Source organism: Acidovorax sp. (genome assembly GCF_046339755.1).
GTDB lineage: Bacteria > Pseudomonadota > Gammaproteobacteria > Burkholderiales > Burkholderiaceae_C > Acidovorax.
Window position 1 is genome coordinate 38,488 of sequence record NZ_JBKDTZ010000235.1, and the last position, 25,320, is coordinate 63,807.

Genomic DNA, 25,320 nt, shown 5'->3' on the forward strand with positions numbered 1-25,320 from the left:
GCATGGCGACCAAGAGCCGAGGCTGGCAGCAGGGGCGCAGTGCACACGCCGGCAGGGGTATGGCATTTTTTGGTAGCCAAAATCCAAAACGCTACACAAAATGTTTCAAATGGGTGGCGGCATCCCGTGCGCGGGGGCCCGCCCGCATACCAACACGGGGTCGCACATGGGTTTTTTCAGCCGACTGTTCAAGATGCGGGAGCAAGACCCGAGCAGCCCCGACACGACCTGGGCCATGGAAGACAACGGCAGCGAACTGGTGCTGGACGCCGAGTACGCCACCATGCTCATGACCGAGATCGACATCGATGCGGCCATCGCCAGCCATGAGCGCTGGCGCCTGCAGTTGCAGGACATGGTCAATGGCGTGAGCAACGAGGTGATGCGGCCCGAACGCATCTGCCAGGACGACCGCTGCGACCTGGGCCGCTGGCTCTACGGCACGGGCCGCGTGCGCCTGGGGCACTACCCGGCCTTCGGCATGCTGGTGGCACGGCACAAGTACTTCCACCAGCAGGCTGCCGCTGTGGTCACCTTGTTCCATGCGGGGCAAAAGCCGCAGGCGGTGCAATTGCTCAACAGCAGCTGCCGCCACGCGTCCAATCAGGTGCTGCTCTTGCTCAAGGAACTCAAGCGCGGGCTGGGCAGCGCCGGACCTGCAGCCCCCGATGCTCCTCAGTAACTTCTGCCGCCCTTGTACATGGCGTGTTGGCGCCTTTGCAGCGTACTGGCTTCGCCCAGACGGGCCATGGCGGCGCCCGCATGCGCATGGGTGATGGCCATGCCCAGGCCGTCGGCGGCGTCGGTTCCCGGCAGGCCGGGCAGGGAAAGCAGGCGGCGCACCATCTCCTGCACCTGGCTCTTGGCGGCGCGGCCATGGCCGACCACGGCTTTCTTCATCTGCAGCGCGGTGTACTCGGCCACGGGCAGGTCGCTGGCCACCAGGGCCGTGATGCAGGCGCCGCGCGCCTGGCCCAGCAGCAGGGTGGACTGCGGGTTGACGTTGACGAAGACGATCTCGACCGACGAGGTGTCGGGCTCATAGCGCGCCACCACCTCGGTGATGCCGTCGAACAGCATCTTCAGCCGCCCCGGCAGGTCGCCCAGGGCCAGCGTGGTCGTGCGGATGGTGCCGCTGGCCACGTAGCTCAATTGGTGGCCGTCCACATCCACCACGCCGAAGCCCGTGGTCTGCAGGCCGGGGTCGATGCCCAGGATCCTCATAGCCCGAAGTACCAGCGCACCGAATGGAAGAACACCGGCGCCGCAAAGCACAGGGCGTCCACCCGGTCGAGCAGGCCGCCGGCGCCGGTGACCGACATGCCCTGCATGCCCCAGCTGGTGATGCCGCGGTCGCGCTTGAGCGCCTTCATCACCAGGTGGCCCAGGCTGCCGGCCACGCAGGCCAACAGGGCCATGCCCAGCGCCTGGCCAGGCTTGAACGGGGTGATGAAGGTCAAGAGGCCGCCCACCAGGCCCCCCACGGCCACGCCGGCCAGCCAGCTCACCCACTGGAAGCTCTGGCTCACCTGGGGCGCCACGGGCTTGTGTGGAAAGCGCCGGCCCAGCAGGTGCTGCACCACCATGCAGGTCTGCACCACGAACACCAGGAAGAACACCAGGAAGGCGCCCTTGTCCTTGTAGCCCGGAAAGTCGAGCAGCAGCAATGCCGGCACATGGCTCATGCCGTACACGCAGACCATGATGCCCCACTGCAGCTTGGCATTGCGTTCCAGGAAGCGCTGCGGGTCATTGGCCAGCGCGCTCACCACGGGCAGCGCCAGGAACACATAGACCGGGATGAACACCGTGAACAGGTCGAAGTGCCGGCTGCCCACGATCCAGAACTGCAGCGGCAGCACCACGAAGAAGGCCAGCACCAGGCTGCGGTGGTCGCCCCGGCGCGTGGGCGAGAGCGTGATGAACTCGCGCAGCGCGAAAAAGCCCACGATGGCGAACAGCACCGTGGCCACGGTGTCACCCAGCGCCCAGCCGACCCAGAACACGGTGGCCATGGCCCAGGAGGTCTTGAGCAGGCCCCAGAAGCGTTTGGCCTCCAGCGCGTCGGCCTCGGCCATCGGGTCGTCGGCCTGCTGCTCGCGCAGCATGCGCACATAGGCCCAGATGGTGGTGATCGACAGGATGCCGAAAACCACGAGGAACAGGGCACCGATCTGCTGGGTGGCCGTGAGGCTGCGCAGGAAGTTGTTCACGTCACACCTCCCGGAGCGCAATGACGGCGCGGCGTGCGCGGTCGAGGAAGGGGCGGCGCTCCTCGTCCGGCGCCAATTCGATCGGTGCGCCGAAGGTCACCGAGCAGAGGATGGGCACGGGCACCACTTCGCCCTTGGGCATCACGCGCTGCACGTTGTTGATCCAGGCCGGCACCAGCACCACCTGCGGGAACATCTGCGCCAGCTTGTACAGCCCCGACTTGAAGGCCTGGGGCTCCTCGCCATGGCCGCGCGTGCCTTCGGGAAAGATCACGATGGAGTCACCACTCTGCAAGGCCTTCACCAGCGGCGCCAGCGGGTCGCCCTCGGGCAGCGCCGCGCGCAGTTCCTCGGGCGTGGGTTTTTTGGGCGGCATCTCGGGGGAGGGGTCCGGCCCACCGGCAGAGGCGGTTTCCGCCTCGGGCTGCATGGCGGCGGCCAGCGGCTCCGCAGGGGCGGGCCGTGCCGGCGTGGCCTGGCGGTCCACGTACACCGCATTGAACACGGCGGTGGTGATCCACTGGCGAAACGGCGTCTTGGTCCAGTAGTCCTTGGCGGCGATCGGGCGGGTGATGCTGCGCAATTCCTCGGGCAGGGCCGCCCAGATCAGCACCATGTCGGCATGGCTCTGGTGGTTGGCGAAATAGATGCGCTGCTCCGCCTTGGGCGGGCAGCCATACCAGCGGTCCTGGGAGCCGGTCCGAAACCGCACGATTCCCAGCCGGAGGAGACTCATCAACTTGGCAAGCATGGCGCGATGTTACTGGCGAATCGTGGCGCCCGTGCCAGGCCGGCGCCGCAGGCGGTGCGGTGCCCGACAGTATCATCCGGGTCCGCCCTGCCCCATGAAAAAGTCCCCAGCCTTCACCGTCCACGATGTGGCCCGCCTGGCCGGCGTGTCCGCCATGACGGTGTCGCGCGCATTGAACCACCCCGAGCGCGTAGCTCCGGGCACGCTGCACAAGGTGCGCGAGGTGGTCAGCCAGACGGGCTTCGTGCCCAACGGCATGGCGGGGGGCCTGCGCTCCTCGCGCGCCCGGCTGGTGGCCGCGGTGCTGCCGACGCTGACGGGCCCGGTGTTCCAGGAGATGGTGCGTTCGCTGAACCAGGCGCTGGACGAGCGCGGCTACCAGCTGATGATTGGCCAGAGCGGCTACGACGCTTCGCGCGAGGACGCGCTGCTCGACGCCATCATCCGGCGCCGGCCCGATGGCATCGTGCTCACCGGCATCATGCATTCGGTGGAAGGCCGGCGCCAGTTGCGGGCTGCGGGCATCCCGGTGGTCGAGACCTGGGATCTGACGCCCACCCCCATCGACATGCTGGTGGGCTTCTCCCACGAGCGCATTGGTGAATCCGTCTGCCAGTTCCTGCACCAGCGCGGCTACCGGCGGCCCTTGCTGCTGGGCGCCAACGATGACCGGGCGCGCCTGCGCATGGGCGGGTTCCGGCGCGCGGCGCGGGATTTGGGCCTGGCGGACGAGGTGCCTGCCGTGCTGGTGCCGGCGCCCACCACCCTGGGTTCGGGGCGCAGCGGTCTGGTGGAGGCGATGGCCAACCACCCCGGGACCGATGCCGTCTTCTGCAGCTCCGACATGCTGGCCCTGGGGGTGCTCATCGAGGCGCAGGCGCGCGGCCTGTCGGTGCCCGGGCAACTGGCCGTCGTGGGCCTGGGCGACCTGGAATTCGCGGCCAGCCTGCAGCCGGCGCTGACCACGGTGCGCATCGACGGCACCCGCATCGGCCGCACGGCGGCGCAGTTCATTGACGACCGCGCAGAGGGCCGCACGGTCGAGCAGCCGATCCTGGACATCGGCTTCGAGATCGTCTCGCGCGCCAGTGCCTGAGCACAGTCTGTGGCAATAAAACACCAGCGCCGCACGCCGTGCTTGAAAGCACCGGCGCTCACCCGTAGCATTCGCCCTCTTTCAAAAACCTTCACCTCGCGAGACCCACATGCCCCGCACCCCCCGTTCCTGCTGAACGACACGCCACACGAAGCCCGCGGCCTCAAGCCCCGGGTTATGCCGCTCGTGTGGGCCTGTGGACAAGCCAGAGTGTTCCCCTGCCGCGCTACCGCGGTCGCGCCGTGAGCCTCCTGCCTTGATCCCGCCATTCCCGGTCCCCTGCTGACCGCCTGCGTCGTCTTCGGCCCCTGTCCCAGGCCTTTTGCTGCCTGGTTCCCTGCCTGCCGGAGACTTCCATGACGCAACCCTCTTTGCACAACCGCGAACTCGCGAAATACCCCCGTACGCCCCACCTGCAGGGCTCCCGCTACCAGCCCGGCGACAAGGGCGACCCCGTGCCGTATGCCGAACTGCTGGGCAAGACCCTCGTGGTGGAGGAGAAGCTCGATGCCGCGAATGCCGGCCTGAGCTTCGACGCCGCGGGCCAGTTGCTGCTGCAGTCGCGCGGGCACTACCTCGACGTGGACCGCCTGGGCGGGCGCGAGCGCCAGTTCAACCCGTTCAAGCAATGGGCCCGTGCGCACGAGGGCCGGCTGCTCGACGTGCTCGAAGACCGCTACGTGATGTACGGCGAGTTCATGCACGCCAAGCACTCGGTCTACTACGACGCGCTGCCGCACCTGTTCTGCGAGTTCGACATCTGGGACCGCCAGGCAGAGGCCTTTCTCGACACACCCGCCCGGCACGCCCTGCTGGCCGGGGTGCCCGTGGTGTCCGTGCCGGTGCTCTACGCCGGGCTCGCGCCGCCACGCATGCAGGCGCTGCAGGCCCTGGTGGGCCCGTCGCTGGCCCGCACGGGGCAGTGGCGTGCCGCGTTCGAGGACGAGGTGGCGCGCCAGGGCCTCGACCGGGCCCTGTGCTGGCAGCAGACCGACCGGTCCGAGCTGGCCGAGGGCCTGTACATCAAGGTGGAGGAGGGCGGCCGCACCGTGGGGCGCTTCAAGCTCGTGCGGCCGGACTTCATCCAGACCATTCTGGATTCGCAGTCGCACCACAGCGAGCGCCCGGTGGTTCCCAACCGCCTGCGCGCGGGCGTGGATCTGTTCGGCCCTGAGGTCGACAAGCGCTGGCCCATCGCGGGCGGTGGCCGGCTCTGAACACGATGGCGGGCCATGGCCCGTCCAAGGAGAATTTCATGACCATGTTCCAATGGAAAGACGTGCAGGGCCTGGTCCCTGCCGCAGGTGGCACGCCCGATCTGGCCGCCTGCCTGGAGGCCTTCCCGCAGCTGCGGCTGGCTGCCACCACGCCGCAGGACCCGGTGTTCCATGCGGAGGGGGACGTGTGGACCCACACGGCCATGGTGCTGCGCTGCCTGCTGGACAGTGCGGACTATGCGGCGCTGGCGCGGGCCGACCAGGAGGTCGTGTTCCTCGCCGCGCTGCTGCACGACGTGGCCAAGTGCAGCACCACCGTGGTGGACGAGGCCACGGGCCGCATCTCGCAGCCCGGGCACTCGCGCAAGGGCGCCATCGACGCGCGCATCGCGCTGTGGGATGCGGGTGCACCGCTGGCCGAGCGCGAGGCCATCTGCCGGCTCATCGCCGTGCACCAGGTGCCCTTCTTCGCGCTGGAGACTTCGCGCAAGGGGGTGTCTCCCGAGTTCACTGTGCGCCATCTGTCCTGGCAGGTGGACCTGCACCTGCTGGCGATGCTGGCCGAGGCGGACATGCGCGGGCGCATCTGCCCGGACCCGCAGCGCACGCTCGATGCCATCGAGCTGTTCCGCGAACTGGCGCGCGAGGAGGGCTGCTATGGCCAGCCGCGCGCCTTTGCCGACGCGCACACGGCGCTCAGCTACTTCCGCGGCGCCAATGTGCACCCGGACTATGCGCTGTACCAGGAGCCGGGCTCGCACGTGCTGGTGATGTGCGGCCTGCCCGCATCGGGCAAGGACACCTGGGTCGCCACCCACCACCCGCGGCTGCCCGTGGTGTCGTTCGACGATGCGCGCGCGCAGTTGGGCCTGCGCCACGGCAAGAACGAAGGCCTGGTGGCCCACCACGCGGTGGACCAGGCCAAGGCCTTGCTGCGCACGCACGCGCCCTTTGTGTGGAACGCAACGCACCTGTCGGACCAGATGCGGTCCAAGACGCTGGATCTGTGCCTGGCCTACCACGCCGAGGTGGAGATCGTTTACCTGGAGCAGCCGCGCGCAGCCCTGCTGGCGCGCAACCAGCGGCGCGACTCCTCGCTGCCGAACAAGCGCCTGCTGGAGATGCTGCTGCGCTGGGAGGTGCCACTGCCGACCGAGGCACACTGGGTGGCTTACACCCAGATCCGGTAGGCCCAGAAGGCCTCGTCGCTGCGGATGCCCTCGTACAGGGCCTGCGGTGCGTAGCCCGTGATGCGGCGCGTGACGCGGCTCAGGTGGGACTGGTCCGAAAAGCCCGCGCCCGCGGCCACCTCGGCCCAGCGCACGGGCGCTTGGGCTGCGTCCGCAGCAATGGTGTCGAAGAAGGCCTGCTCGGCCTTGCCAAAGCCGCGCAGCTCGCGCAGCGGCAGCCCGGCCCAGCGCTTGATGCGCCGCTCCAGCTGGCGCAGGCTGCGGCCCGGGGCCGAAAGCGCGGCGCGCTGGGCCAGATGGGCCGCCCAGTCGCCATAGCGCTGCGACAACGTGGCCGCACCAGGCCGGCAGGCCTGCCAGCGCGGCAGCAAAAACTGCTCCAGGCACTCCATGCGGGCCGCATCGTCGGCCTGCTGCTGCACCGCCTCGCACATGGCCAGCCAGTCGCGCGGCAGCAGCGTGGCGGCGTCCACCGTGCGGTCGGCCAGGTCCCCAGGCGCCAGGCCGGTGAGCAGGTGCAGTGCATCGGGCATGAACATCACCATCATGGCGTGCGTGGGCTCGGGGCACCAACTGGTCGAGGGCCGGGTCTGCGGGCCCGCCAGCACCCAGCGCCCCGAGAAGGGCTCGCGCGGGCTGTCCAGGCCCGGCATGGTGTCGGGCCTCTCGGGCACCAGGCGCTCGCTGCGGCCCGTGAACCACCAGCTCAGGCTGCACAGCGGCGCGGCGGGAAAGCGGTTGATGCGCTGTGCGTCGCTCAGCGCATGCCCCACGGTGCTGCGCACGATGGTGGCGCGCAGGCAGGCCGACAGGCTGGCATGCGGCAGCCACAGCTGGCCCGAGGGGATCAGTCCCTCGGGTTGCCGGGTGGGCGAGGCGGCGAGAAAGGCCATGGGGCGCGAGTGTAGGCCAGCGGCCATGTCGCAATCGTTCAATACGCCGGTGCCTGCCCACCGCACCATGCACGGCATGAACACGAGTTTGTCCCCTGAACTGACCCCTGCCGCAGCCCCCACCCTGCCGCATCCGTCGGGTCCTGCGTCCCGCTGGTGGGGCCTGCCGCTGCTGCGCGCGATGCGCGCCGACTACCTGGGCTTCGTCACGCGGCTGCAGCGCGAGCATGGCGACCTCACGCGCATGCGGCTGGGCTACGAGGATGCCTGGGACCTGCTGTCGCCCGAGCTGGTGCGCGAAGCCCTGGTCACCCATGCCGAGCACCTGGTGCGCTGGGAGCGTGGCATCGAGGTGTTCGAGCAGGTCTTCGGCCAGAGCGTGCTGGTCACCGAACACGCCACCTGGCAGCGCCAGCGCCGCATGCTGATGCCGGCCTTCGCACCCAAAAGAGTCGCGGGTTATGCGCAGCTGATGACCGATGCGGCTCAGGCTGCACTGGACGCGGCCGTGCCACCCGGCCAGGCCGAGGCCCTGGTGGCGATGGACGGGTTGTGGAGCGGCGTGGCCATGGACGTGATCCTGCGCACCCTGTTCGGGGAGTCGGCACAGGACGATGCGCGCGATGCCGCCTGGGCCACGCAGATCCTGTCGGCCATGGCGTTCTCGGACATGTTCCTGCCCTTCTCCCTGCCCGACTGGCTGCCCTTGCCCGGCAAGGCCGCCAAGCGCCGTGCGCTGCGCCTGCTGCGCGGGCTGGTGCAGCGCCACATCGACCAGCGGCATGCGCAAGCAAGGGAGCCGGCGCCGCGCACCGATCTGCTGCAGATGCTGCTGGACCTGCGTGACGAGGCCACGGGCGAGGCCCTGTCGCCGCAGGAGGTGTTCGACCAGTGCATGGTCAGCTTCCAGGCCGGGCACGAGACCAGCGCCACGGCCCTCTTGTGGTGGAGCCGGCTCATGGCCGAGCACCCCGAAGCCGCACAGCGCGCCCAGGCCGAGGTCGATGCCGCCCTGCGGGGCCGCGTGCCGGGCCCGCAGGACATGGCGCAACTGCCCTGGCTCACGGCCACCCTGAAGGAGGCCATGCGCCTGTACCCGCCCGTGGCCGCGGTGATGAGCCGGCGCACCACGGCGCCCATCACCCTGGGCGGCGTGGCCGTACCGCGGGGCGCGCTGCTGCGTATCACCCCCTGGGTGCTGCACCGCGACGCGCGCTGGTTTGCCGAGCCCGAGCGCTTTCGGCCCGAGCGCTTTATGGACGGTGCACCGGAAATCCCCCGTGGCGCGTTCATGCCTTTCGGCCTGGGCCCGCGCGTCTGCATCGGCCAGCACTTCGCGATGCTGGAGATGCAATTGCTGGCCGCCATGCTGCTGCAGCGCTACACCTTGCAGGTGCCCGAGGGGGCCGCGCCGCTGCGGCCCCAGCTGCATGTCACCCTGCGGCCGGGGCAACCGGTGCAGTTGCTGCTCAGCCAGCGCGCCTGAAGCTCACGGCAGCTCCGCGCTGCCCATGCGCGCCAGGATGGTGCGCGTGCGCCCGGCCAGGTAGGCGGACCCCGGTGCCTTCTCGAAGCGCTTGGGGGCCGGCAGCATCACGGCCAGGCGGGCCGCCTCGCTGGGGCTCAGGCGGCTCGCGTTCTTGCGGAAGTAGTGCTGCGCCGCGGCCTCGGCGCCGAACACGCCCTCGCCCCATTCCACGCTGTTGAGGTAGATCTCCAGGATGCGCTCCTTGCTCAGCAGTTGCTCCAGCAGCAGCGTGAGCACGAACTCCTGGCCCTTGCGCAAGAGCGTGCGCTCGCCCGAGAGCAGGAGGTTCTTGGCCAGCTGCTGGGTGATGGTGGAGCCGCCGCGGATCTTGGGGGCGCGCTGCGGGCGGTCGGGGACGCGGGCCTGGGTCTTGGCGGCCTGGGCCTCGGCCTTGGCGTTGCGCTCCCAGGCCTTCTCGATGGCGGCCCAGTCCACGCCGTCGTGGTTGGCAAAGCCATCGTCCTCCGAGGCGATCACGGCGCGCTTCAAGTGCTCCGAGATCTCGCCATAGGGCATCCATTCCTGGCGCCAGCGCACCTTGCCGCTGGCGGCCACCTGCACCCAGGCTTCGGAACGCTGGAAGCTCGTCGACTCGGGGTTGACCACTACCATGGCCGCGATACGCAGCACGAAGAACAGCTGCAGCGCCAGGAAGGCGAACACCAGCAGGCCCAGCCAGCGCAGCACGGCTTTCATGGTCTGGGGTTCTTCCTTGCGGCGATCAGTGGGTCTGCAGCGCCAGCTGCGCCTGCAGTTCGGCCAGCACCTGGGCCGAGGGGGGGCGCACACCGCGCCAGAAGGCGAAGGCCTCGGCCGCCTGCTCCACCAGCATGCCCAGGCCGTCGCGCGGCACGGCGCCATGGGCGGCCGCCCAGTCGAGGAAGCCCTGGGCCGCGGGGCCGTACATCATGTCGTAGGCCAGGCCGCCCGAGCGCAGCACGCTGGCCGCCACGGGCACGGCATCGCCGGCCAGGCTGCTGGCTGTCGCGTTGACGACCACGTCGAACGCGCCCTCCACACCGGCCAGGGTGCTCGCTGCCAGCTGCGCGCCCCGTTGCGTGGCCAGGGGCCGGTGCGACTGCACCAGCGCCTGGGCCTTGGCCTCGGTGCGGTTGGCGATGGTGACGTGGCGGGCTCCCGCCTGCAGCAGCGGGCCCAGCACGCCGGCCGCGGCACCGCCGGCACCGACCAGCAGCACGCTGGCTCCCTGCAGGGCCACGCCCGCATTGCGCGTGATGTCGGCCACCAGGCCTAGGCCATCGGTGTTGTCGCAGTGGATGCTGCCGTCCGCGCGGAAGGCCAGGGTATTGGCTGCGCCGGCCAGTTGCACGCGCTCGCTGCAGTGTGTGGCGAGCGCGGGGGCCTCGGTCTTGAACGGCACGGTGACATTGCAGCCGCGCCCGCCCTGGGCCGCGAAATCGCGCACGCCCTCTGCAAACCCATCCAGCGCCACCAGGCGCCGCTCGTAGGCCAGCACCTCGCCGGTCAGCTCGGCAAAGCGCGCATGGATGGCGGGCGAGCGGCTGTGCGCCACCGGGTTGCCCATCACGCAATACAGGTCGGTGGCTTGGCTCATCTCAAAACAGCAATTCCGCAAGGTCGGCAGGGCCGGGGGAGGGGCCGCGCTAGCGGACGGTGGTTTCCAGGGTCTGGTCGCGGGTGAAGCGAAAGCGCGCCACCATGGCGATCTGGTCGGCCTTGGCGCGCATTTCCTGACTGAAGGCGCCAAACGGTCCGGCGGCCCGGGCAATGGCCTCGGCGCGGCGGTCCAGCGTGGCGTTGCCCGACCCCTGCACGACCTCGGTCTCGAGCACGCGGCCGTCGTGGTTGACGGTGACGATCATGGTCAGCTCGCCATAGAGCTTGCGGCCGGCCTGCTCGGGGAAGTTCTCGGTGCCCTTGTCCTCGACCTTGCGGCGCAGCGCATCGTAGTAGATCGCATAGGCCTCTTCGCGCGTGGCGGGGCTGATGTAGCGCTTTTTGGGGCGCGAGTTCTCTTCGTTGATGCGCTTTTCGATCTCGGCCAGCAGCTTGACCAACTGGCGGCGCTTCTCGTCCTGCGCCGACTGTTCGGCACTTTGGCTGGGTTTGCGCGGGTCGGGCGGGGGCATGGTGGCCAGCTGCTTGCGCAGCTGCGTGAGCAACTGTGTTTGCTGCTCCTGCATCGCATCCATCCTGCGCTGGGCTTCCTCGAAATCGTCGCCCATGGCGGTCAGCGCCGAGTAGGGCAGGGGGCTCGTCGCCCGGCCCTTCTCCGCATCGCCGCCGCCCGCCAGGTTGGACTGGGCGATGGCCTGTGCCTTCTCGGGCCGCTCGTTGGACTTGGCATTGACCAGGATGACTTCCAGCGGCGTGTCCTGGAACACGCGGTTGAAGCCCTCCGGGTCGATGAAGCGCACGGTGATGAGCGCCGCATGCACGGCAATCGAGATGCCGAGCGCAAGCTGCAGCGTGCTGAAGGTGCGGAGGAAGGCAGGCAGTTTCACGGCGTCAGATTATCAGCGCTGGCGGGTGCGTCGGCTTCATTCACGTCCACCGCGATGGCAATCGGGCCGGCCACGGTGTCTTCATCCTCCTCCGCCGCCTCGTCGGCACCGGCCTCGGCTTCGTCGCTGTCCAGGCGTTCCAGCACCGTGCCATGGATGTCCAGCGTGATCTCATCGATCTCGCCGAGCTTGACGCGCAGGCGCGCGCCGCGCGGCAGGTTCTGGGCGCCGAGCACCGGGAACACCAGCGGAAGGTCGTCTGCCCGCACCAGGAAGCTGCCGCCCGGGCCTTCCTTGAAGACGGTGGCGGTCAGCTCGGTCAGCCCGTGCTGCTGCACGTACTTCAGCGTCCAGAAGCGCTCCATGCCGGCCTGGTAGCCGTTGTAGGCGCTGTAGGCCCCATCGAAGCTGCTGATGATGGAGAACAGGTCCGCATCCTTGGGCTTGAACGGTGCGGCCAGGGCTGCGGTCTTGCCATGGCGCGCGCAGGCGATGATCTGCCACTGGTTCACCAGGTCGGTGTAGCGGCGCAGCGGCGAGGTCGCCCACGAATAGCATTTGACCCCGATGCCGGCATGCGGCAGCGCCTTGGTGCCCATGCGCACCTTCACGCCCGGGGCCATGCTGGCCTGGCTGCGGTAGATGCCGGGCACGCCCAGCTCGGCCATCCAGGCGCCCCAGGTGCTGTTGGCCACGATGGCGGCTTCGGCCACGATCAGGTCCAGCGGCGCGCCGCGGCGGCGCGTGGTGATCTGCACCTGCTCCGAGCCATTGGGTTCGCCCCGGTCGTTGCCCACCAGGCGGAAGTTGTAGTCCGGCCGGTTGAAGTTCTCGGGCTTGCCGCGCACGATCTCGCGCTGTGCCTTGAGGCTTTGCGCCAGGCGGAACAAAAAGGACAGCTCGCCGCGCCGCACGGCCAGTTCCGCGGGCGTGCCATCCACCTGCACGGTGGGATCGGTCAGCCAGGCCTCGGTCACGATGTGGTCGAGCTGATCGTGGCGCAGGTTGGCTGCCACCGGCACGCGCTCCAGGCGGGTTTCGGTGGACAGGATCTCCAGAGTGCCTTCATTGATCGTCACGTACAGCGACACCGCCGGGTTGGCGCGGCCTTCGTCCAGCGTGTAGATCTGCACCACCTCGTCGGGCAGCATGGTGATCTTGTAGCCCGGCATGTAGACCGTGGACAGGCGCGCGCGGCCCACCTGGTCGATGGCGCTGCCCGGCTGCACGGCCAGGCCGGGCGCGGCGATGTGGATGCCCAGCACCACCGTGCCGGTGCCCAGGCCCTGGACCGACAGCGCATCGTCGATTTCCGTGGTCTGCGAATCGTCGATGGAATAGGCCTGCACGTTGGCCAGGGGCAGGTCGTCCGGCGGCTGGGGCGCGGCCAGGTTGGGAAAGCCCGTGCCCTTGGGGAAGTTCTCGAACAGGAAACGCTTCCAGTGGAACTGGTAGGCCGAGTCGATGGCGCCGGCTTTCTGCAACAGGTCCAGCGGGGCGGTGTGCGTGGCGCGGCTGGCGTCGACCACGGCCTTGTACTCGGGCGCGTTCTTGTCGGGCTTGAACAGTATCTTGTAGAGTTGGTCGCGGATGGGCTGGGGGCACTCGCCCCGGGCCAGGGCCGCGGCCCACTCGTCGATCTGGGCCAGCACGGCCTTTTTCTTTTCGATGGCGGCCAGCGCCTGCTGCAGGATCTCGGCCGGGGCCTTCTTGAAGCGGCCCTTGCCCGCGCGGCGGAAGTAGTGTGGCGCTTCGTACAGGCGGAACAGCGCGCCGGCCTGCTGGACCAGCGTGGCGTTCTCCGAGAAATAGTCGCGCGCCAGGTCGGCAAAGCCGAAATCCTCCTCGGGCGCGAATTCCCAGGCCAGGTCCAGCTCGATGGTCTGGGCCACGGTCTGAGCCTGGGCCACCAGCTCGGCCGGGGCGGGTTTTTCGAACTTCAGGAGGACGTTGGCGGCCTTGACCTTGACCCGCTTGCCCGAATCGAGCTCGATCTGGGCCGAACTCTCGGCTTCCGACAGGATACGGCCGGCCATGAACTTGCCGGCTTCTTCAAACAATGCATGCATGGGCGGCATTCTCCCATGGGGCGCCAGCCCTTCAGGATTTCACCGGGCCCATGCAGTCCAGGGGGGTGGCCATCACCGGGATGCTGGTGGCATCCGTTCCCTGGGCGATCATCCTGTCTGGTACCTTGGCCTTGCCGCAGACCCAGGCAATGGGCACCTGGGGGAAATCCGGCACGATGGCCGGCCGCAGGGTCAGGACTTTGCCCGCGATGGCCTTGTTGGCCTTGTTGCCGTAGACGATGTTCACCGCCCCGCCGGTCACGGTGACCTTGGCCACGTTGGTGCTGACGATGCGGTCCTCGGGCGGCAGGCCGGCGGCGGCATTGTCGGCGGGCAGGGTCTTCTTGAGCGCGTAGTGCACGGCCACGGCCTGCTTGACGAACTCCACCATGGCCTGGCCCTCCTTGACCTGGGTGCGCAGCACCCGGTCCTGGTAGGAGGGCAGGGCGATCAAGGCCAGCACGGCGATGACCACCAGGACCATCATCATCTCGATCATCGTGAAGCCCTGTGCGCGAAGGCGGGGCAAAAGGGCTGTGCGCTGCGGGTGGATCATGTCGGTGGTGCACGCCGGTGAGGGCGGGTGCTGCAGGAGGCATCGATGGGGCTGAATATAAGGGCTGGCGCCCCGGCCCCCGGGGCGGCGCCCCGCGCGTGGCCGGCGCGCCACGGTGCGGGGCTCTATGATTCGCGGTTTCATTCTTCTTCATCGCGCAATCCGCCCCCGCCCGCCTCCCCGATGCCGATCGCTGCCATTGCCGCACCGCTGACTTTGCTGGCAGTGGCCCTGCCCTTCCTGTTCTCCGTCACCAGCCCCCCGTCCACCAATGTCTGGCCGCTGCTGACCTCGTGGTCGTGCATCACGCTGCTGGCGGCGCTGGCATGGCTGCGCGCGCTGCGCTCGCGCCGCCACCCGGAGCTGTGCGATGGCGGCACCACGGCGGCGACCTGGCTGGCGCTGGGCCTGCTGCTGGCTGCGGTCGTGGGGAGCGTGGTCTGCCTGGTGCAGTATTTCGGCGGCGATGTGGGCCTGGCGCCCTGGATCCATGCCTCCACCCCCGGCCAGGCGGTGGGCAACCTGCGCCAGCGCAACCAGCAGGCCACGCTGGTGGCGCTGGGGGCCTGGGCGCTGGCCTGGTCGGTGGCGCAATGGCAGGCCCGTGGGGCCGGCGGCGCTCGGCACCCGCGCGTGCCCGAGAGCCTGGCGGGCCTGGCCTTCGGCATGGCCCTGACCGTGCTGGCCCTGGCCAGCGCCGCCACGTCTTCGCGCACGGGTGCCGTCCAGTGGCTGGTCATCGTGGTGCTGCTGCTGTGGTGGCGCCGCTCCCTGGGGCGCATGGCGCTTGGGGTGGCGCTGGGCGGGGTGGTGCTCTACATCGCGGCGGCCTGGCTGCTGCCGCTGGCACTGCACGGATTCAGCGGCGTGCAGGCCGAGGGGCTGTTCAACCGCTTCTCCGGCGACTCCCACCAATGCACCAGCCGCCGCGTGCTCTGGTCCAACGTGCTCACCCTGATCGCGCAGAAACCCTGGACCGGCTGGGGCTGGAACGAACTCGATTACGCGCACTACAGCACCTTGTTCCCCGGTGAGCGCTTCTGCGTGCTGCTGGACAACGCCCACAACCTGCCCCTGCACCTGGCCGTGGAGCTGGGCCTGCCGGCCGCCGTGCTGCTGTGTGGTGCGGCGCTGTGGTTCACGCTGCAGGCGCGCCCCTGGCGCGAGACCGACCCCGTGCGCCAGTTGGCCTGGGGCGTGCTGGCGCTGATCGGCGCGCACAGCATGCTGGAATTTCCGCTCTGGTACGGGCCGTTCCAGCTGGCGGCCCTGGGGGCGGTGGCGCTGCTGTGGCCGCGCCGCAGGATGCCACGCCCGCCCTCCGCGATGCTGCTGGCGGCCACAGGTGTCGCGCTGGTGGCGGGCACCGTGTTCCTGGCCTGGGTGGCACACGACTACCACCGCATCAGCCAGCTCTACAAGGTGCCCGACAAGCGCGATCCGGCCTACCGTGACATGGCGCCGGCCACGACGGCGCCTTCCCTGCTATTCGAGGACCAGGTGGACTTCGCCCTCCTGCCCTCCATCGCACTCACCCCGGCCACGGCGCAGCAGGTGTTCGATCTGTCCGGCCAACTGCTGCACTACTCGCCCGAACCCCGTGTGATCGAGCGGCGCATCGACAGCGCGGTCATGCTCGGCCGGGACGATGAAGCCGCCTACCACCTGCTGCGCTACCGCATCGCCTACCCCAAGGACCATGCGCGCTGGCTGAACAAGAAGGCGCCGCCGGCCCCGCGGGCACCGGCATCATCAAAGACGCAGGAATGAGGCCACCCGGGGCAGGTGCGCCTCGAAGCCGGTCAGCGCATGGTCGCCGCCTTCCAGCACCTCCTGCTGGGCGGCCGGGTAGCGTGCCACCATTTCGCGCCAGTCCAGCACCTCGTCGCCCTTGGCGATGATGGCCAGCTCGGGCCCCGCCGGGGGCTGGCCGCGCACGTCCAGCGCCTGCAGTTCGCCGATGTACTCGGGCAGAAAGAAAAAGCGCTCGGCCGGCTCGTGCCAACTGGTCTGCTCGCCGATGTAGCGCGCCAGGTCGCGTGCGGGATCCACCGCGGGGTTGAGCATCACGCTGGGGCAGGAGAGCTGCTGCGCCACCCAGCTGGCATAGAAGCCGCCCAGCGAGGAACCGATCACCGCGCTCGATGCCCGGGGCCAGTGCGCCACTGTCCCTGCCACCAGGGCCATGGCGTGGCGGGGCGAAGGCGGCAACTGCGGGCACCAGAAATGCACGCCGGGGTGCTGCGCCGCCACATGGGCAGCCGTCTGCCGCGCCTTGGCCGACTGGGGGGAGGAGCGGAAACCGTGCAGGTACAGAAGGTGGGTGGTGCGGTTCATGGAAAAGGCGCAACAGGCATGGGGGCAGGGGAATCACTGCCTTGACAGGCCTTGTACAGGCATAAGATGTTGCAAAGTGTATGCCGCAGCATGCGGCACCACGCCTGCCCCCGAGCCGCCCCGCCATGACCGATTCTGCGCCGCTTTCCCCCGCCCGCCGCTCCGCCTGGGTGGTCGGGGACCGGGTGCCTGCGCCCCAGGGGCGGTTCGAGCTGCAGCAGGTGCTGGTGGCCAACGGCGAGTTCACCCAGTGGCGTGCGCTGGACCGGCGCGGCCAGCGCCCGGTCACGATCCGGCAGTGGGCGGTGGCACCGCCGCAGGCAACGGCGGCACTGGAGCGCTGGCTCGAAGCTGCCGAACGGGCCACCCAGCTTCACCATGCCTTCGTCGCCCCCGTGCTGGCGGCCGATGTCCTGGCGCGCCAGCCCAGCATCGTGCACGAGCAGATGCATGGCCCCACGTTGGCCGAGCACCTGGCCCGCCAGGGCCGCTGCACGCCGCACGATGCCGTGGCGCTGGTGGTGGATCTGCTCGATGCGCTGGAGGCGGTGCATGCGGTGGGCCTGGTGCACGGCCGGGTGGACCTGGACCATGTCGCCATGGACCCGCAGCGCCACGCCCGGCTGCTGGGCCTGGGCTGGCATGCGCCGGCCTTCGTTTCCGGGGAGGAGGATTCGGCCAGCGCCGCTGGCGATGTGCGATCGGCCGCCCAGGTGCTGGTGCATCTGCTCACCGGCAGCCCCTGGGTGGGGGCCGCGGCGGCGGGGCGCAGCCTGCCCGCCGTGCTGGCCGAGGCCCTGGACGAAGGCCTGCGCACCCTGCTGCAGCGCGCCCTGGGCCAGGACGGAGCGGACCCCTTCGCGGGCGCGGGCGGGTTGCGCGATGCCCTGCGCGCCTGGGCTGCGCCGGTGAGCGCGCCGACCGCTGCCAGCAACGCCACGCTGGATTTCCTGCTGCGGCGCATGCGCCACAAGAGCGATTTCCCGGCCCTGTCCGACTCGGTGACCCGGATCCAGCGCGTGGCGCATTCCGAGGACGACAGCATCAGCGACCTCACGCACGAGATCCTCAAGGACGTGGCGCTCACCCACAAGCTGCTGCGCTTGGTCAACAGCGTGCACTACGCCCATGCAGGGCGCGGCACCATCAGCACGGTCTCGCGCGCGGTCAGCCTGGTTGGCTTCAATGCCGTGCGCAACATGGCCATGAGCCTGGTGCTGCTGGACCACATGCAGGACAAGGCCCATGCCGAGCAGATGCGCGAGGAGTTCCTGCGCTCCATGATGGCCGGTTCGGTGGCGGCCGAGCTGTGCGGGCCCGGGCAGGGGGCCGAGGAGGCCTTCATCGGTGCCATGTTCCAGAACCTGGGGCGCATGCTGTGCAGCTTTTATTTCCCCGAAGAGGCCGAGCAGGTGCGCAAGCTGGTGGCCGGTGGCCGGCTTGAGGGCGGGGAGGAAGCCGCCGCCATGCAGGTGCTGGGCCTGGGCTTCGAGGACCTGGGCACCGGGGTGGCCCGCGTCTGGGGCCTGCCCGACAGCCTGCAGCGCTGCATGCGCAAGCCCCTGGGATCCCCCATGCAGCGCCCTGCGGAGCAGGGGGTGGAGCGCCTGCGCTGGGTGGCGCTGGCGGCCAACGAGGTGGCCGACATCCTGCTGCACGGCGAGCCGGCGCGGCTCGAAGAGCGCCTGCAGGGCGTGGGCACCCGCTACAGCCGCACCCTGGCCCTGGCGCCGGCCGTCATTGCCGAGGCCACGCTGTGCGGGCGCCGCAAGCTGGTGTCGCTGGCGGAAACCCTGGAGTTGCGCGTGCCGCCCGGCACGCCCGCCGCCCGCCTGCTCCAGTTGCCGCCGTCGGCCGAGGACGGCGCGGCCCTGCTGGACGATGCCCTGGCCCCCCATGAGCTCGGGGCCGGCGAGGTGCCTCCCCTGCCTGCGGTGCTGGCTTCGCAGGCGGGCGGGGCGGTGTCGGTGGCCCAGGTCAACGAACTGCTGTCCGCCGGCGTGCAGGACGTGACCAACGCCATGGTGGACACCTTTGCGCTCAACGACGTGCTGCGCATGATCCTGGAGACCATGTTCCGCGCGCTGGGTTTTCGACGCATGGTGTTCTGCCTGCGCGACGCCCGTACCGAGGTGCTGGTCGGGCGCTTTGGCCTGGGCGAGGGCAGCGAGGCCGCCGTGCGCGCGATGCGGGTGCCGCTCAAGGTGCCGGGCGACCTGTTCGCCGCCGTGTGCCTGCGCGGCGCGGACACGCTGATCAACGATGCCACCGACCCGCGCATCAAGGCGCGCCTGCCCGAGTGGTACCGCGCGGGGCTCGACGCCCCGTCCTTTCTGCTGCTGCCGCTGCAGATCAAGGGCCAGACCTTCGCGCTGATCTATGCCGACCAGTCGTCGGCGGGCGGCATCGTGGTGGACGACAAGGCCCTGGGGCTCTTGCGCACCCTGCGCAACCAGGCCGTGATGGCCTTCCGCCAGGCGGGTTGACGCGCCTTTTCCGGGGCAGCGGGCCAGCCGGCACCCGATAATCGGGGGATGGCCGCCGTTTTTGACAAGCCCTCCGTTGCCCAGCGCTTCCTCCCCCTGTTCCGCGGGTTCGATCTGCCGCTGGTGCTGATCATCCTGCTGCTTGCCAGCGCGGGGTTGCTGGCCATGTATTCCTCGGGCTTCGATCACGGTACCCGCTTCATGGACCATGGGCGCAACATGCTGATTGCCTGCGCCATCCTGTTCGTGGTGGCCCAGGTGCCGCCGCAGAAGATCATGGCGTTTGCTGTGCCGCTTTACGCTGCGGGGGTGGCGCTGCTGATCGCGGTGGCGCTGTTCGGCATCACCAAGAAGGGGGCGCAGCGCTGGGTGAACCTGGGCATCGTCATCCAGCCCAGCGAGATCCTCAAGATCGCCATGCCGCTGATGCTGGCCTGGTGGTTCCAGAAGCGTGAGGGCACGCTGCGCCCGCTCGATTTCGCTGCCGCCGGGCTGCTGCTGGCGATCCCGGTGGGCCTGATCATGAAGCAGCCCGACCTGGGTACCTCGCTGCTGGTGCTGGCCGCGGGGCTGTCGGTGATCTTCTTTGCCGGCCTGCCCTGGAAGCTGGTGCTGCCGCCGGTGCTGATCGGCGGCATCGGCATTGGCATCCTGGTGGTCATGGGCGACCCCTGGTGTGCCGATGGCGTGCGCTGGCCGGTGCTGCACGACTACCAGCAGCAGCGCATCTGCACCCTGCTGGACCCCACGCGCGACCCGCTGGGCAAGGGCTTCCACATCATCCAGGGCATGATCGCCATCGGCTCGGGCGGCGTGTTCGGCAAGGGTTTCATGGCGGGCACCCAGACGCACCTGGAGTTCATTCCCGAGCGCACCACCGACTTCATCTTCGCGGCGTTTTCCGAGGAGTTCGGCCTGGCAGGCAACCTGTTTCTGATCACCTGCTTCCTGCTGCTGGTCTGGCGCGGCCTGGCCATTGCCGTGGGCGCGACCAGCCTGTTCGGCCGCCTGATGGCCGGCGCCGTGTCCATGATCTTCTTCACCTATGCCTTCGTGAACATGGGCATGGTCAGCGGCATCCTGCCCGTGGTGGGCGTGCCGCTGCCTTTCATCAGCTATGGCGGCACGGCCATGGTCACGCTGGGCCTGGCCCTGGGGATCCTGATGTCGGTGGCGCGTGCCCAGCGCACGGATCCCAAGGACGCACCGCCGGCCATGCAGGCCAGCTGAGCGAGGGATTGGCGCCATTGTCAGGGCGCGCGCTTGGGGTTACAAATGCCGAACTACCGGCTTTAGAACCTGTTTGCGATCACCTGCGAGATCGTGAACAGGTTCGTAGACAACCCTAGGGAGGTGCTTCCATGGCGTCCAAGTTCGAACTCAAGAAGTCCAGGAACGACAAGTTCGTCTTCAACCTGCTGGCCTCCAACGGCCAGGTGATCCTCACGAGCGAGTTGTACGAATCCCGCGCCAGCGCTCTGAACGGCATTGAATCCGTGCGCAAGAATGCGGCCGACGATGGCCGCTACGGCCGGCTCTGCGCCAAGGACGGTTCTCCCTACTTCACCCTCAAGGCCGGCAATGGGCAGGTCATCGGCCAGAGCCAGCGCTACTCGGGTGAAAAAGCGCGCGAAGCGGGGATCGAATCGGTCAAGGCCCATGCACCCGGTGCCGTGGCCGACGACCAGAGCGCCTGAACCCCGCCGGGGCCCTGTTGTCCCTGTGCCGGACGGGGCCTGCATGCGCGCCTAAAATGCCTGCATGACCTTCAGTTCCTCTACCGCCGCGCCGCAGCGTGCCTCCACCACCCAGCGCATCGACGTTGCCCGGCAACTGCTTCTGGCACCCTTTGGCCTGGATGAAAGCCACCTGGCCCGGGCGCTGGCCGAGATCCGCACGCACCAGGTGGACGATGCGGACCTGTACTTCCAGTACACGCGCAGCGAGGGCTGGAGCCTGGAGGAGGGCATCGTCAAGACCGGCTCCTTCAGCATCGACCAGGGCGTGGGCGTGCGGGCCGTGAGCGGTGAGAAGACGGCATTCGCCTACTCCGACGATAGTTCCGACGCCTCGCTGCTCGATGCCGCGCGCACCGTGCGCTCCATCGGCGCGGCCGCCCAGGGCGGCCGCGTGAAGGTCCCCGGCCAGAAGATCGCCACCAGCCGCAGCCTCTACCCCGGCGTGGACCCGATCGCCTCGCTGGACAGCACGGCCAAGGTGGCCTTGCTCGAACGCCTGGAAAAGCGCGCCCGCGCCAAGGATCCGCGCGTAGCCCAGGTCATGGCCGGCCTGGCCAGCGAATACGACGTGGTGCTGGTGGCGCGCGCCGATGGCACGCTGGCGGCCGATGTGCGCCCGCTGGTGCGCCTGTCGGTCACGGTGATCGCCGAGCAGAACGGTCGCCGCGAAATGGGCTCCGCCGGTGGCGGCGGCCGCTTCGGGCTGGCGTACTTCGACGACGAGCATATGGGCAAGTACGTGGACGAGGCCGTGAATGCGGCCCTGGTCAACCTCGATTCGCGCCCCGCGCCCGCGGGCGAGATGACGGTGGTCCTCGGCTCGGGCTGGCCCGGCATTCTGCTGCACGAAGCCATCGGCCACGGGCTCGAAGGGGATTTCAACCGCAAGGGCTCTAGCGCCTTCAGCGGCCGGGTGGGCCAGCGCGTAGCGGCCAAGGGCGTCACGGTGCTGGACGACGGCACCATCGCCGACCGCCGCGGCTCGCTCAACGTGGATGACGAGGGCAATGCCAGCCAGCGCAATGTGCTGATCGAGGACGGTATCCTGAAGGGCTACATCCAGGACTCGATGAACGCCCGCCTGATGGGCGTGGCCCCCACTGGCAACGGCCGGCGCGAGAGCTATGCCCACATCCCCATGCCGCGCATGACCAATACCTACATGCTGGGTGGCGACAAGGATCCACAGGAGATCATCGCCAGCATCAAGAAGGGGCTGTACGCCTCGAATTTCGGCGGCGGCCAGGTGGACATCACCTCGGGCAAGTTCGTGTTCTCGGCCAGCGAGGCCTACTGGGTCGAGAACGGCAAGATCCAGTATCCCGTGAAGGGCGCCACCATCATCGGCAGCGGCCCCGAATCGCTCAAGAAGGTGACCCTGATCGGCAACGACATGCGCCTCGACAGCGGCGTGGGCACCTGCGGCAAGGAAGGCCAGAGCGTGCCCGTGGGAGTGGGCCAGCCCACGTTGCGCATCGAGGGCTTGACGGTCGGCGGGACAGCTTAAGCACCCCCTGAGGCGCTTCGCGCCTTCACCCCTCTCTCGACTCGCTGCGCGAGTCGGGAGGGGGGCGCCCCCAGCGCGGCGGGGCGGCCCTTGCGCGGGGGCACTGGCCTTGGCCGCGCCGGTTTAGAGGCTTTGAACGATGCCTGGCGCAAGCGAAGGCGAGGCCCCGCAGATCTTACGGCCGCCTCGCCAATTGTTGCGTGGCTGCACCACCCCCGCCATCCATTGCCCGCAATTGCCCGGTCTTCACCCGCCAATTGGCATGCCTGGGGCTTGCCCGTAGCCGCACAGGGTCCGGGCGGCGCACAATGCCCTTCATGCCTGCCACGCGCCCCAGTCTGCAGCACACACTCCAGTCGTTTGGCGACATCAGCCGCTTCCTGCGCGAGAGTGTGGCCGACGAGGATTCGCGCCAGTTGCGCGACAGCCTGAGCGGCCTGTCCAACCACATCGACGAGGCGGTGCGCACGCGCCGCACCAGCACCGATGCGGCCGCCATCATGCGCCGGGTGGTGGGCCTGTCGCACTGCGCGCGCGAGCACCAACTGTTCCTCACCGGCCTGGGATCGGCCTGGCATGCGCTCTATGAATTCGGTGCCTACCAGCGCGCCCTGCGCGAACTGCGCAATGCCATCGGCGCCTGGCAGCAGGCGCTGGAGCAGCGCAGCACGCGCGAGAGTGCCTGCTTCGACCAGTTCGAGCTGCTCGCCTGGCGCACCCTGGGCGAGGCCTTGCTGCTGGTCGACATGTACGAGCACCAGAGCGAACCGGTGAGCGAGCTGCCCAGCGAGCCACCGCCCCCGCGCTCGGCATTGCAGCGCGCGGCTGCCTGGTTGCGGCGCTTACGCGGCTGATTTTTCTCGGCTCCTTGGTCGCCCAGCATTGCCTTGCAAGCCGCCATGGCGTTGCGTCTGCGCAACGCGAGGGGGTTGTTGCAATGCGGCAAGACTGTGCTACATTGACTGTCATGCAAGTTCGCAGCGCGTTTTATTTTTGGTTTTTTATCTCAGTCCCCGGCGGATGAGAGGCGAACGCGCAAGCACACACAACCTCACCATACCAACCGCCGACGCTGCAAAGCCCGGCGGTTTTTGTTTTTCTGCCCTCCCCTTTTTCCATTCCATCCACTTTGCAGCCCACGAGGAAGACAACATGACGGCCCATGCCAACCCCACCAGCGATGCCTGGTACCGCAGCGTCGAGAAGACCAGCCAGACCGACGACGAACGTATCAAGGACATCACCGTGTTGCCCCCTCCCGAACACCTGATCCGCTTTTTCCCCATCAGCGGCACGCCGGTGGAATCGCTGATCACCCAGACCCGCAGGAACATCCACAACATCATGGCCGGCGAGGACGACCGCCTGCTGGTCATCATCGGCCCCTGCTCCATCCATGACCCCGTGGCGGCGCTCGAATACGCCCGCCGCCTCAAGGTGGCACGCGAGCAGTACAAGGACACGCTGGAGATCGTGATGCGCGTGTACTTCGAGAAGCCCCGCACCACCGTGGGCTGGAAGGGCCTGATCAACGACCCCTACCTCGATGAGACCTACCGCATCGACGAGGGCCTGCGCATCGCGCGCCAGCTGCTGATCGACATCAACCGCCTGGGCATGCCCGCGGGCAGCGAGTTCCTGGACGTGATCTCGCCCCAGTACATCGGTGACCTGATCTCCTGGGGCGCCATCGGTGCGCGCACCACCGAAAGCCAGGTGCACCGTGAGCTGGCCTCGGGCCTGTCGGCCCCCATCGGCTTCAAGAACGGCACGGACGGCAACATCCGCATCGCCACCGACGCCATCCAGTCCGCCAGCCGCGGCCACCACTTCCTGTCGGTGCACAAGAACGGCCAGGTTGCCATCGTCAACACCAACGGCAACAAGGACTGCCACGTCATCCTGCGCGGCGGCAAGGCCCCCAACTACGACGCCGAGAGCGTGGCTGCGGCCTGCAAGGACCTGGAAGCCGCCAAGCTGCCCGCCACGCTGATGGTGGACTGCAGCCATGCCAACAGCAGCAAGCAGCACCAAAAGCAGATGGACGTGGCACGCGACGTAGCCGGGCAGATCGCCGGCGGCTCGCGCAGCGTCTTCGGCCTGATGATCGAAAGCCACCTCACGGCCGGCGCCCAGAAGTTCACGCCCGGCAAGGACGATGCGGCCGCGCTGGCCTATGGCCTGAGCATCACCGATGCCTGCCTGGGCTGGGACGATTCGCTGCAGTCGCTGGCCGACCTGTCGGCCGCCGTGCAGGCCCGTCGTTCGCGCTGACGGCGCCCCTCCGCTGCTGCGTGTAAGCTCCTGGCATGGCCTCTGGCGGTCGCCGGGGGCTTGCAGTCTGCAGAAAAAGAAAGGCACCCCATGCACAGCGAAGTCTCCGTCCGTCTGGCGGGCAACCAGGAATTCCGCTTCGATCTCGCGAACGCAGAGCCCATGGCCCATGAGGAAGGGCGGCGCTGGCTCGACGAACAGTTCACCCGCCTGGACTGCGAGCCCTTGCGCGCCAGCGGCAAGGTGCTGCTGGCCGACAAGGTGCTCGTAGTGGCCCAGGCTGCCGGCAGCCCGCTGATGGGCGATGTGCAGTGGTCGCGCGATTTCGCGCGCGCCGCCAGTGCAGCGCTGGCGCGGCCCGTGGTGCGGGTCGACGTGCCTGCGATGGCTGTGACGTTTTAGGCTCTCCCGAGTCGCTTCGCGCCATCCCCCTGAGGGGAGCGTCCCCAGCGCACGCAAGTGAAGCGCTGCTAAACCGCGGGGGCGGCACTTGCGCGGGGGCACTGGCGTGGGCAGCGTCGGTATCTCAGGTTGGTAGCTTTCGGAAAACTGAGGTAGAGGCGGCGGGGCTACCGCAGCGCCTGCAGCAGGCGCGCATGCACGCCGCCGAAGCCGCCGTTGCTCATGCACACGATGTGGGCGCCGGGGCGCGCCGCGGCGCTGACCTGGGCCCCCAGGATGTCGATGTCGGGGGCGGTCTGCGCGCGCTGGCCCGGGCCCACGCCCAGGGGCGCCAGGGCTTCGGTCGCATCCCAGTCCAGCCCGGCCGTGTGGCAAAACGCCAGGTCGGCCGATTCCAGCGCCCAGGGGAGCTGGCTTTTCATCGCGCCAAGCTTCATGGTGTTGCTGCGTGGCTCGAACACCGCGAGGATGCGCGCGCCCGCAGGCAGGGTGCGGCGCAGGCCGTCGAGCGTGGTGCGCAGCGCCGTCGGGTGGTGCGCAAAATCGTCGTACACCGCGATGCCGTTCACCGTGCCG

At 69.0% G+C, this 25,320-nt stretch carries 24 protein-coding genes; 13 read left to right on the forward strand and 11 right to left on the reverse strand.

All coding sequences use genetic code 11. The features are described 5' to 3' along the window. Nucleotides 1–166 precede the first annotated feature (166 nt). Nucleotides 167–682 (forward strand): CZB domain-containing protein, encoded by a 516-nt coding sequence (locus ACK59X_RS19985; RefSeq protein WP_409960081.1) that lies wholly within the window; start codon nt 167–169, stop codon nt 680–682. Here ACK59X_RS19985 and ruvC read toward each other — a convergent pair. The 3 genes from ruvC to ACK59X_RS20000 are packed head-to-tail and all read right to left on the reverse strand — an operon-like array spanning nt 676 to nt 2,964. Continuing rightward, on the reverse strand, nt 676–1,224 hold the full coding sequence (gene ruvC / locus ACK59X_RS19990) for a crossover junction endodeoxyribonuclease RuvC (protein WP_409960083.1): 549 nt from the start codon (nt 1,222–1,224) through the stop codon (nt 676–678). The genes ACK59X_RS19985 and ruvC overlap by 7 nt on opposite strands. After that, nucleotides 1,221–2,213 carry a phosphatidate cytidylyltransferase gene (locus tag ACK59X_RS19995; protein WP_409960085.1) on the reverse strand — a complete coding sequence of 331 codons (993 nt, stop codon included), beginning with the start codon at nt 2,211–2,213 and terminating at the stop codon, nt 1,221–1,223. Before ACK59X_RS19995 ends, ruvC begins: the two co-directional genes overlap by 4 nt. A gap of 1 nt (nt 2,214) precedes the next feature. Next, the gene (locus tag ACK59X_RS20000; RefSeq protein ID WP_409960087.1) at nt 2,215–2,964 is read right to left on the reverse strand and encodes a lysophospholipid acyltransferase family protein; all 750 of its coding nucleotides are present in this window, start codon (nt 2,962–2,964) and stop codon (nt 2,215–2,217) included. A gap of 94 nt (nt 2,965–3,058) precedes the next feature. Here ACK59X_RS20000 and ACK59X_RS20005 point away from each other — a divergent pair, with 94 nt between their 5' ends. The 3 genes from ACK59X_RS20005 to ACK59X_RS20015 all read left to right on the forward strand — a co-directional run bounded on the left by ACK59X_RS20005 (nt 3,059) and on the right by ACK59X_RS20015 (nt 6,467). Further along, nucleotides 3,059–4,060, forward strand: a complete 1,002-nt coding sequence (locus ACK59X_RS20005; RefSeq protein ID WP_409960089.1) for a LacI family DNA-binding transcriptional regulator — start codon at nt 3,059–3,061, stop codon at nt 4,058–4,060. Between the two features lie 356 nt (nt 4,061–4,416). Beyond that, nucleotides 4,417–5,277: an RNA ligase family protein gene (locus ACK59X_RS20010; protein WP_409960091.1), complete on the forward strand. Its 861-nt coding sequence runs from the start codon at nt 4,417–4,419 to the stop codon at nt 5,275–5,277. Nucleotides 5,278–5,321: 44 nt separating this feature from the next. After that, the gene (locus tag ACK59X_RS20015; protein WP_409960126.1) at nt 5,322–6,467 is read left to right on the forward strand and encodes an AAA family ATPase; all 1,146 of its coding nucleotides are present in this window, start codon (nt 5,322–5,324) and stop codon (nt 6,465–6,467) included. On the opposite strand, the gene ACK59X_RS20020 is transcribed toward ACK59X_RS20015, so the two are convergent. After that, nucleotides 6,449–7,360: an AraC family transcriptional regulator gene (locus ACK59X_RS20020; protein ID WP_409960093.1), complete on the reverse strand. Its 912-nt coding sequence runs from the start codon at nt 7,358–7,360 to the stop codon at nt 6,449–6,451. The genes ACK59X_RS20015 and ACK59X_RS20020 overlap by 19 nt on opposite strands. A 76-nt stretch (nt 7,361–7,436) precedes the next feature. On the opposite strand from ACK59X_RS20020, the gene ACK59X_RS20025 reads away from it, so the two are divergent. Continuing rightward, nucleotides 7,437–8,846 carry a cytochrome P450 gene (locus ACK59X_RS20025; protein ID WP_409960095.1) on the forward strand — a complete coding sequence of 470 codons (1,410 nt, stop codon included), beginning with the start codon at nt 7,437–7,439 and terminating at the stop codon, nt 8,844–8,846. A gap of 3 nt (nt 8,847–8,849) precedes the next feature. Here the strand turns inward: ACK59X_RS20025 and mtgA are convergent, their stop codons facing one another. Genes mtgA through ACK59X_RS20050 form a run of 5 tightly spaced genes read right to left on the reverse strand, consistent with a single transcriptional unit; the run spans nt 8,850 to nt 14,143 of the window. Beyond that, nucleotides 8,850–9,584 carry a monofunctional biosynthetic peptidoglycan transglycosylase gene (gene mtgA, locus ACK59X_RS20030; protein WP_409960097.1) on the reverse strand — a complete coding sequence of 245 codons (735 nt, stop codon included), beginning with the start codon at nt 9,582–9,584 and terminating at the stop codon, nt 8,850–8,852. A gap of 25 nt (nt 9,585–9,609) precedes the next feature. After that, nucleotides 9,610–10,464 carry a shikimate dehydrogenase gene (gene aroE / locus ACK59X_RS20035; protein WP_409960099.1) on the reverse strand — a complete coding sequence of 285 codons (855 nt, stop codon included), beginning with the start codon at nt 10,462–10,464 and terminating at the stop codon, nt 9,610–9,612. 49 nt (nt 10,465–10,513) lie between these two features. Beyond that, nucleotides 10,514–11,374, reverse strand: a complete 861-nt coding sequence (locus tag ACK59X_RS20040) for an energy transducer TonB (RefSeq protein WP_409960101.1) — start codon at nt 11,372–11,374, stop codon at nt 10,514–10,516. Further along, nucleotides 11,371–13,443 carry a ribonuclease catalytic domain-containing protein gene (locus ACK59X_RS20045; protein ID WP_409960103.1) on the reverse strand — a complete coding sequence of 691 codons (2,073 nt, stop codon included), beginning with the start codon at nt 13,441–13,443 and terminating at the stop codon, nt 11,371–11,373. Before ACK59X_RS20045 ends, ACK59X_RS20040 begins: the two co-directional genes overlap by 4 nt. Before the next feature lie 31 nt (nt 13,444–13,474). Continuing rightward, nucleotides 13,475–14,143: a pilin gene (locus ACK59X_RS20050; protein WP_409960105.1), complete on the reverse strand. Its 669-nt coding sequence runs from the start codon at nt 14,141–14,143 to the stop codon at nt 13,475–13,477. A 39-nt stretch (nt 14,144–14,182) separates the two neighbouring features. Between ACK59X_RS20050 and ACK59X_RS20055 the strand changes: the two genes are divergently transcribed. After that, entirely contained in the window at nt 14,183–15,769 is a 1,587-nt protein-coding gene (locus tag ACK59X_RS20055) for a PglL family O-oligosaccharyltransferase (RefSeq protein WP_409960107.1), read from the forward strand. Here the strand turns inward: ACK59X_RS20055 and ACK59X_RS20060 are convergent. Next, nucleotides 15,752–16,336, reverse strand: coding sequence for a YqiA/YcfP family alpha/beta fold hydrolase (locus ACK59X_RS20060; RefSeq protein ID WP_409960109.1), 585 nt, complete (start codon nt 16,334–16,336; stop codon nt 15,752–15,754). The two genes, ACK59X_RS20055 and ACK59X_RS20060, sit on opposite strands and share 18 nt — an antisense overlap. Nucleotides 16,337–16,461: 125 nt before the next feature. On the opposite strand from ACK59X_RS20060, the gene ACK59X_RS20065 reads away from it, so the two are divergent. The 7 genes from ACK59X_RS20065 (at nt 16,462) to ACK59X_RS20095 (ending at nt 24,744) form a co-directional block, all read left to right on the forward strand. Next, a complete protein-coding gene (locus ACK59X_RS20065) occupies nt 16,462–18,822 on the forward strand; it encodes an HDOD domain-containing protein (protein WP_409960110.1) in 2,361 nt (786 codons plus the stop codon). Nucleotides 18,823–18,870: 48 nt separating this feature from the next. Further along, nucleotides 18,871–20,052 (forward strand): rod shape-determining protein RodA, encoded by a 1,182-nt coding sequence (gene rodA / locus ACK59X_RS20070; protein ID WP_409960112.1) that lies wholly within the window; start codon nt 18,871–18,873, stop codon nt 20,050–20,052. A 131-nt stretch (nt 20,053–20,183) separates the two neighbouring features. Continuing rightward, nucleotides 20,184–20,519, forward strand: a complete 336-nt coding sequence (locus ACK59X_RS20075; protein ID WP_409960114.1) for a YegP family protein — start codon at nt 20,184–20,186, stop codon at nt 20,517–20,519. Nucleotides 20,520–20,583: 64 nt separating this feature from the next. Further along, a complete protein-coding gene (gene tldD / locus ACK59X_RS20080) occupies nt 20,584–22,068 on the forward strand; it encodes a metalloprotease TldD (RefSeq protein WP_409960116.1) in 1,485 nt (494 codons plus the stop codon). Between the two features lie 317 nt (nt 22,069–22,385). Next, entirely contained in the window at nt 22,386–22,922 is a 537-nt protein-coding gene (locus ACK59X_RS20085) for a hypothetical protein (protein ID WP_409960118.1), read from the forward strand. A 298-nt stretch (nt 22,923–23,220) separates the two neighbouring features. After that, a complete protein-coding gene (locus tag ACK59X_RS20090) occupies nt 23,221–24,342 on the forward strand; it encodes a 3-deoxy-7-phosphoheptulonate synthase (RefSeq protein ID WP_409960120.1) in 1,122 nt (373 codons plus the stop codon). A gap of 90 nt (nt 24,343–24,432) precedes the next feature. Continuing rightward, on the forward strand, nt 24,433–24,744 hold the full coding sequence (locus ACK59X_RS20095) for a hypothetical protein (protein WP_409960122.1): 312 nt from the start codon (nt 24,433–24,435) through the stop codon (nt 24,742–24,744). A gap of 167 nt (nt 24,745–24,911) precedes the next feature. On the opposite strand, the gene ACK59X_RS20100 is transcribed toward ACK59X_RS20095, so the two are convergent. Next, nucleotides 24,912–25,320 (reverse strand): glutamate ligase domain-containing protein (locus ACK59X_RS20100; protein WP_409960124.1); only part of this gene is annotated, 409 nt, incomplete at its 5' end.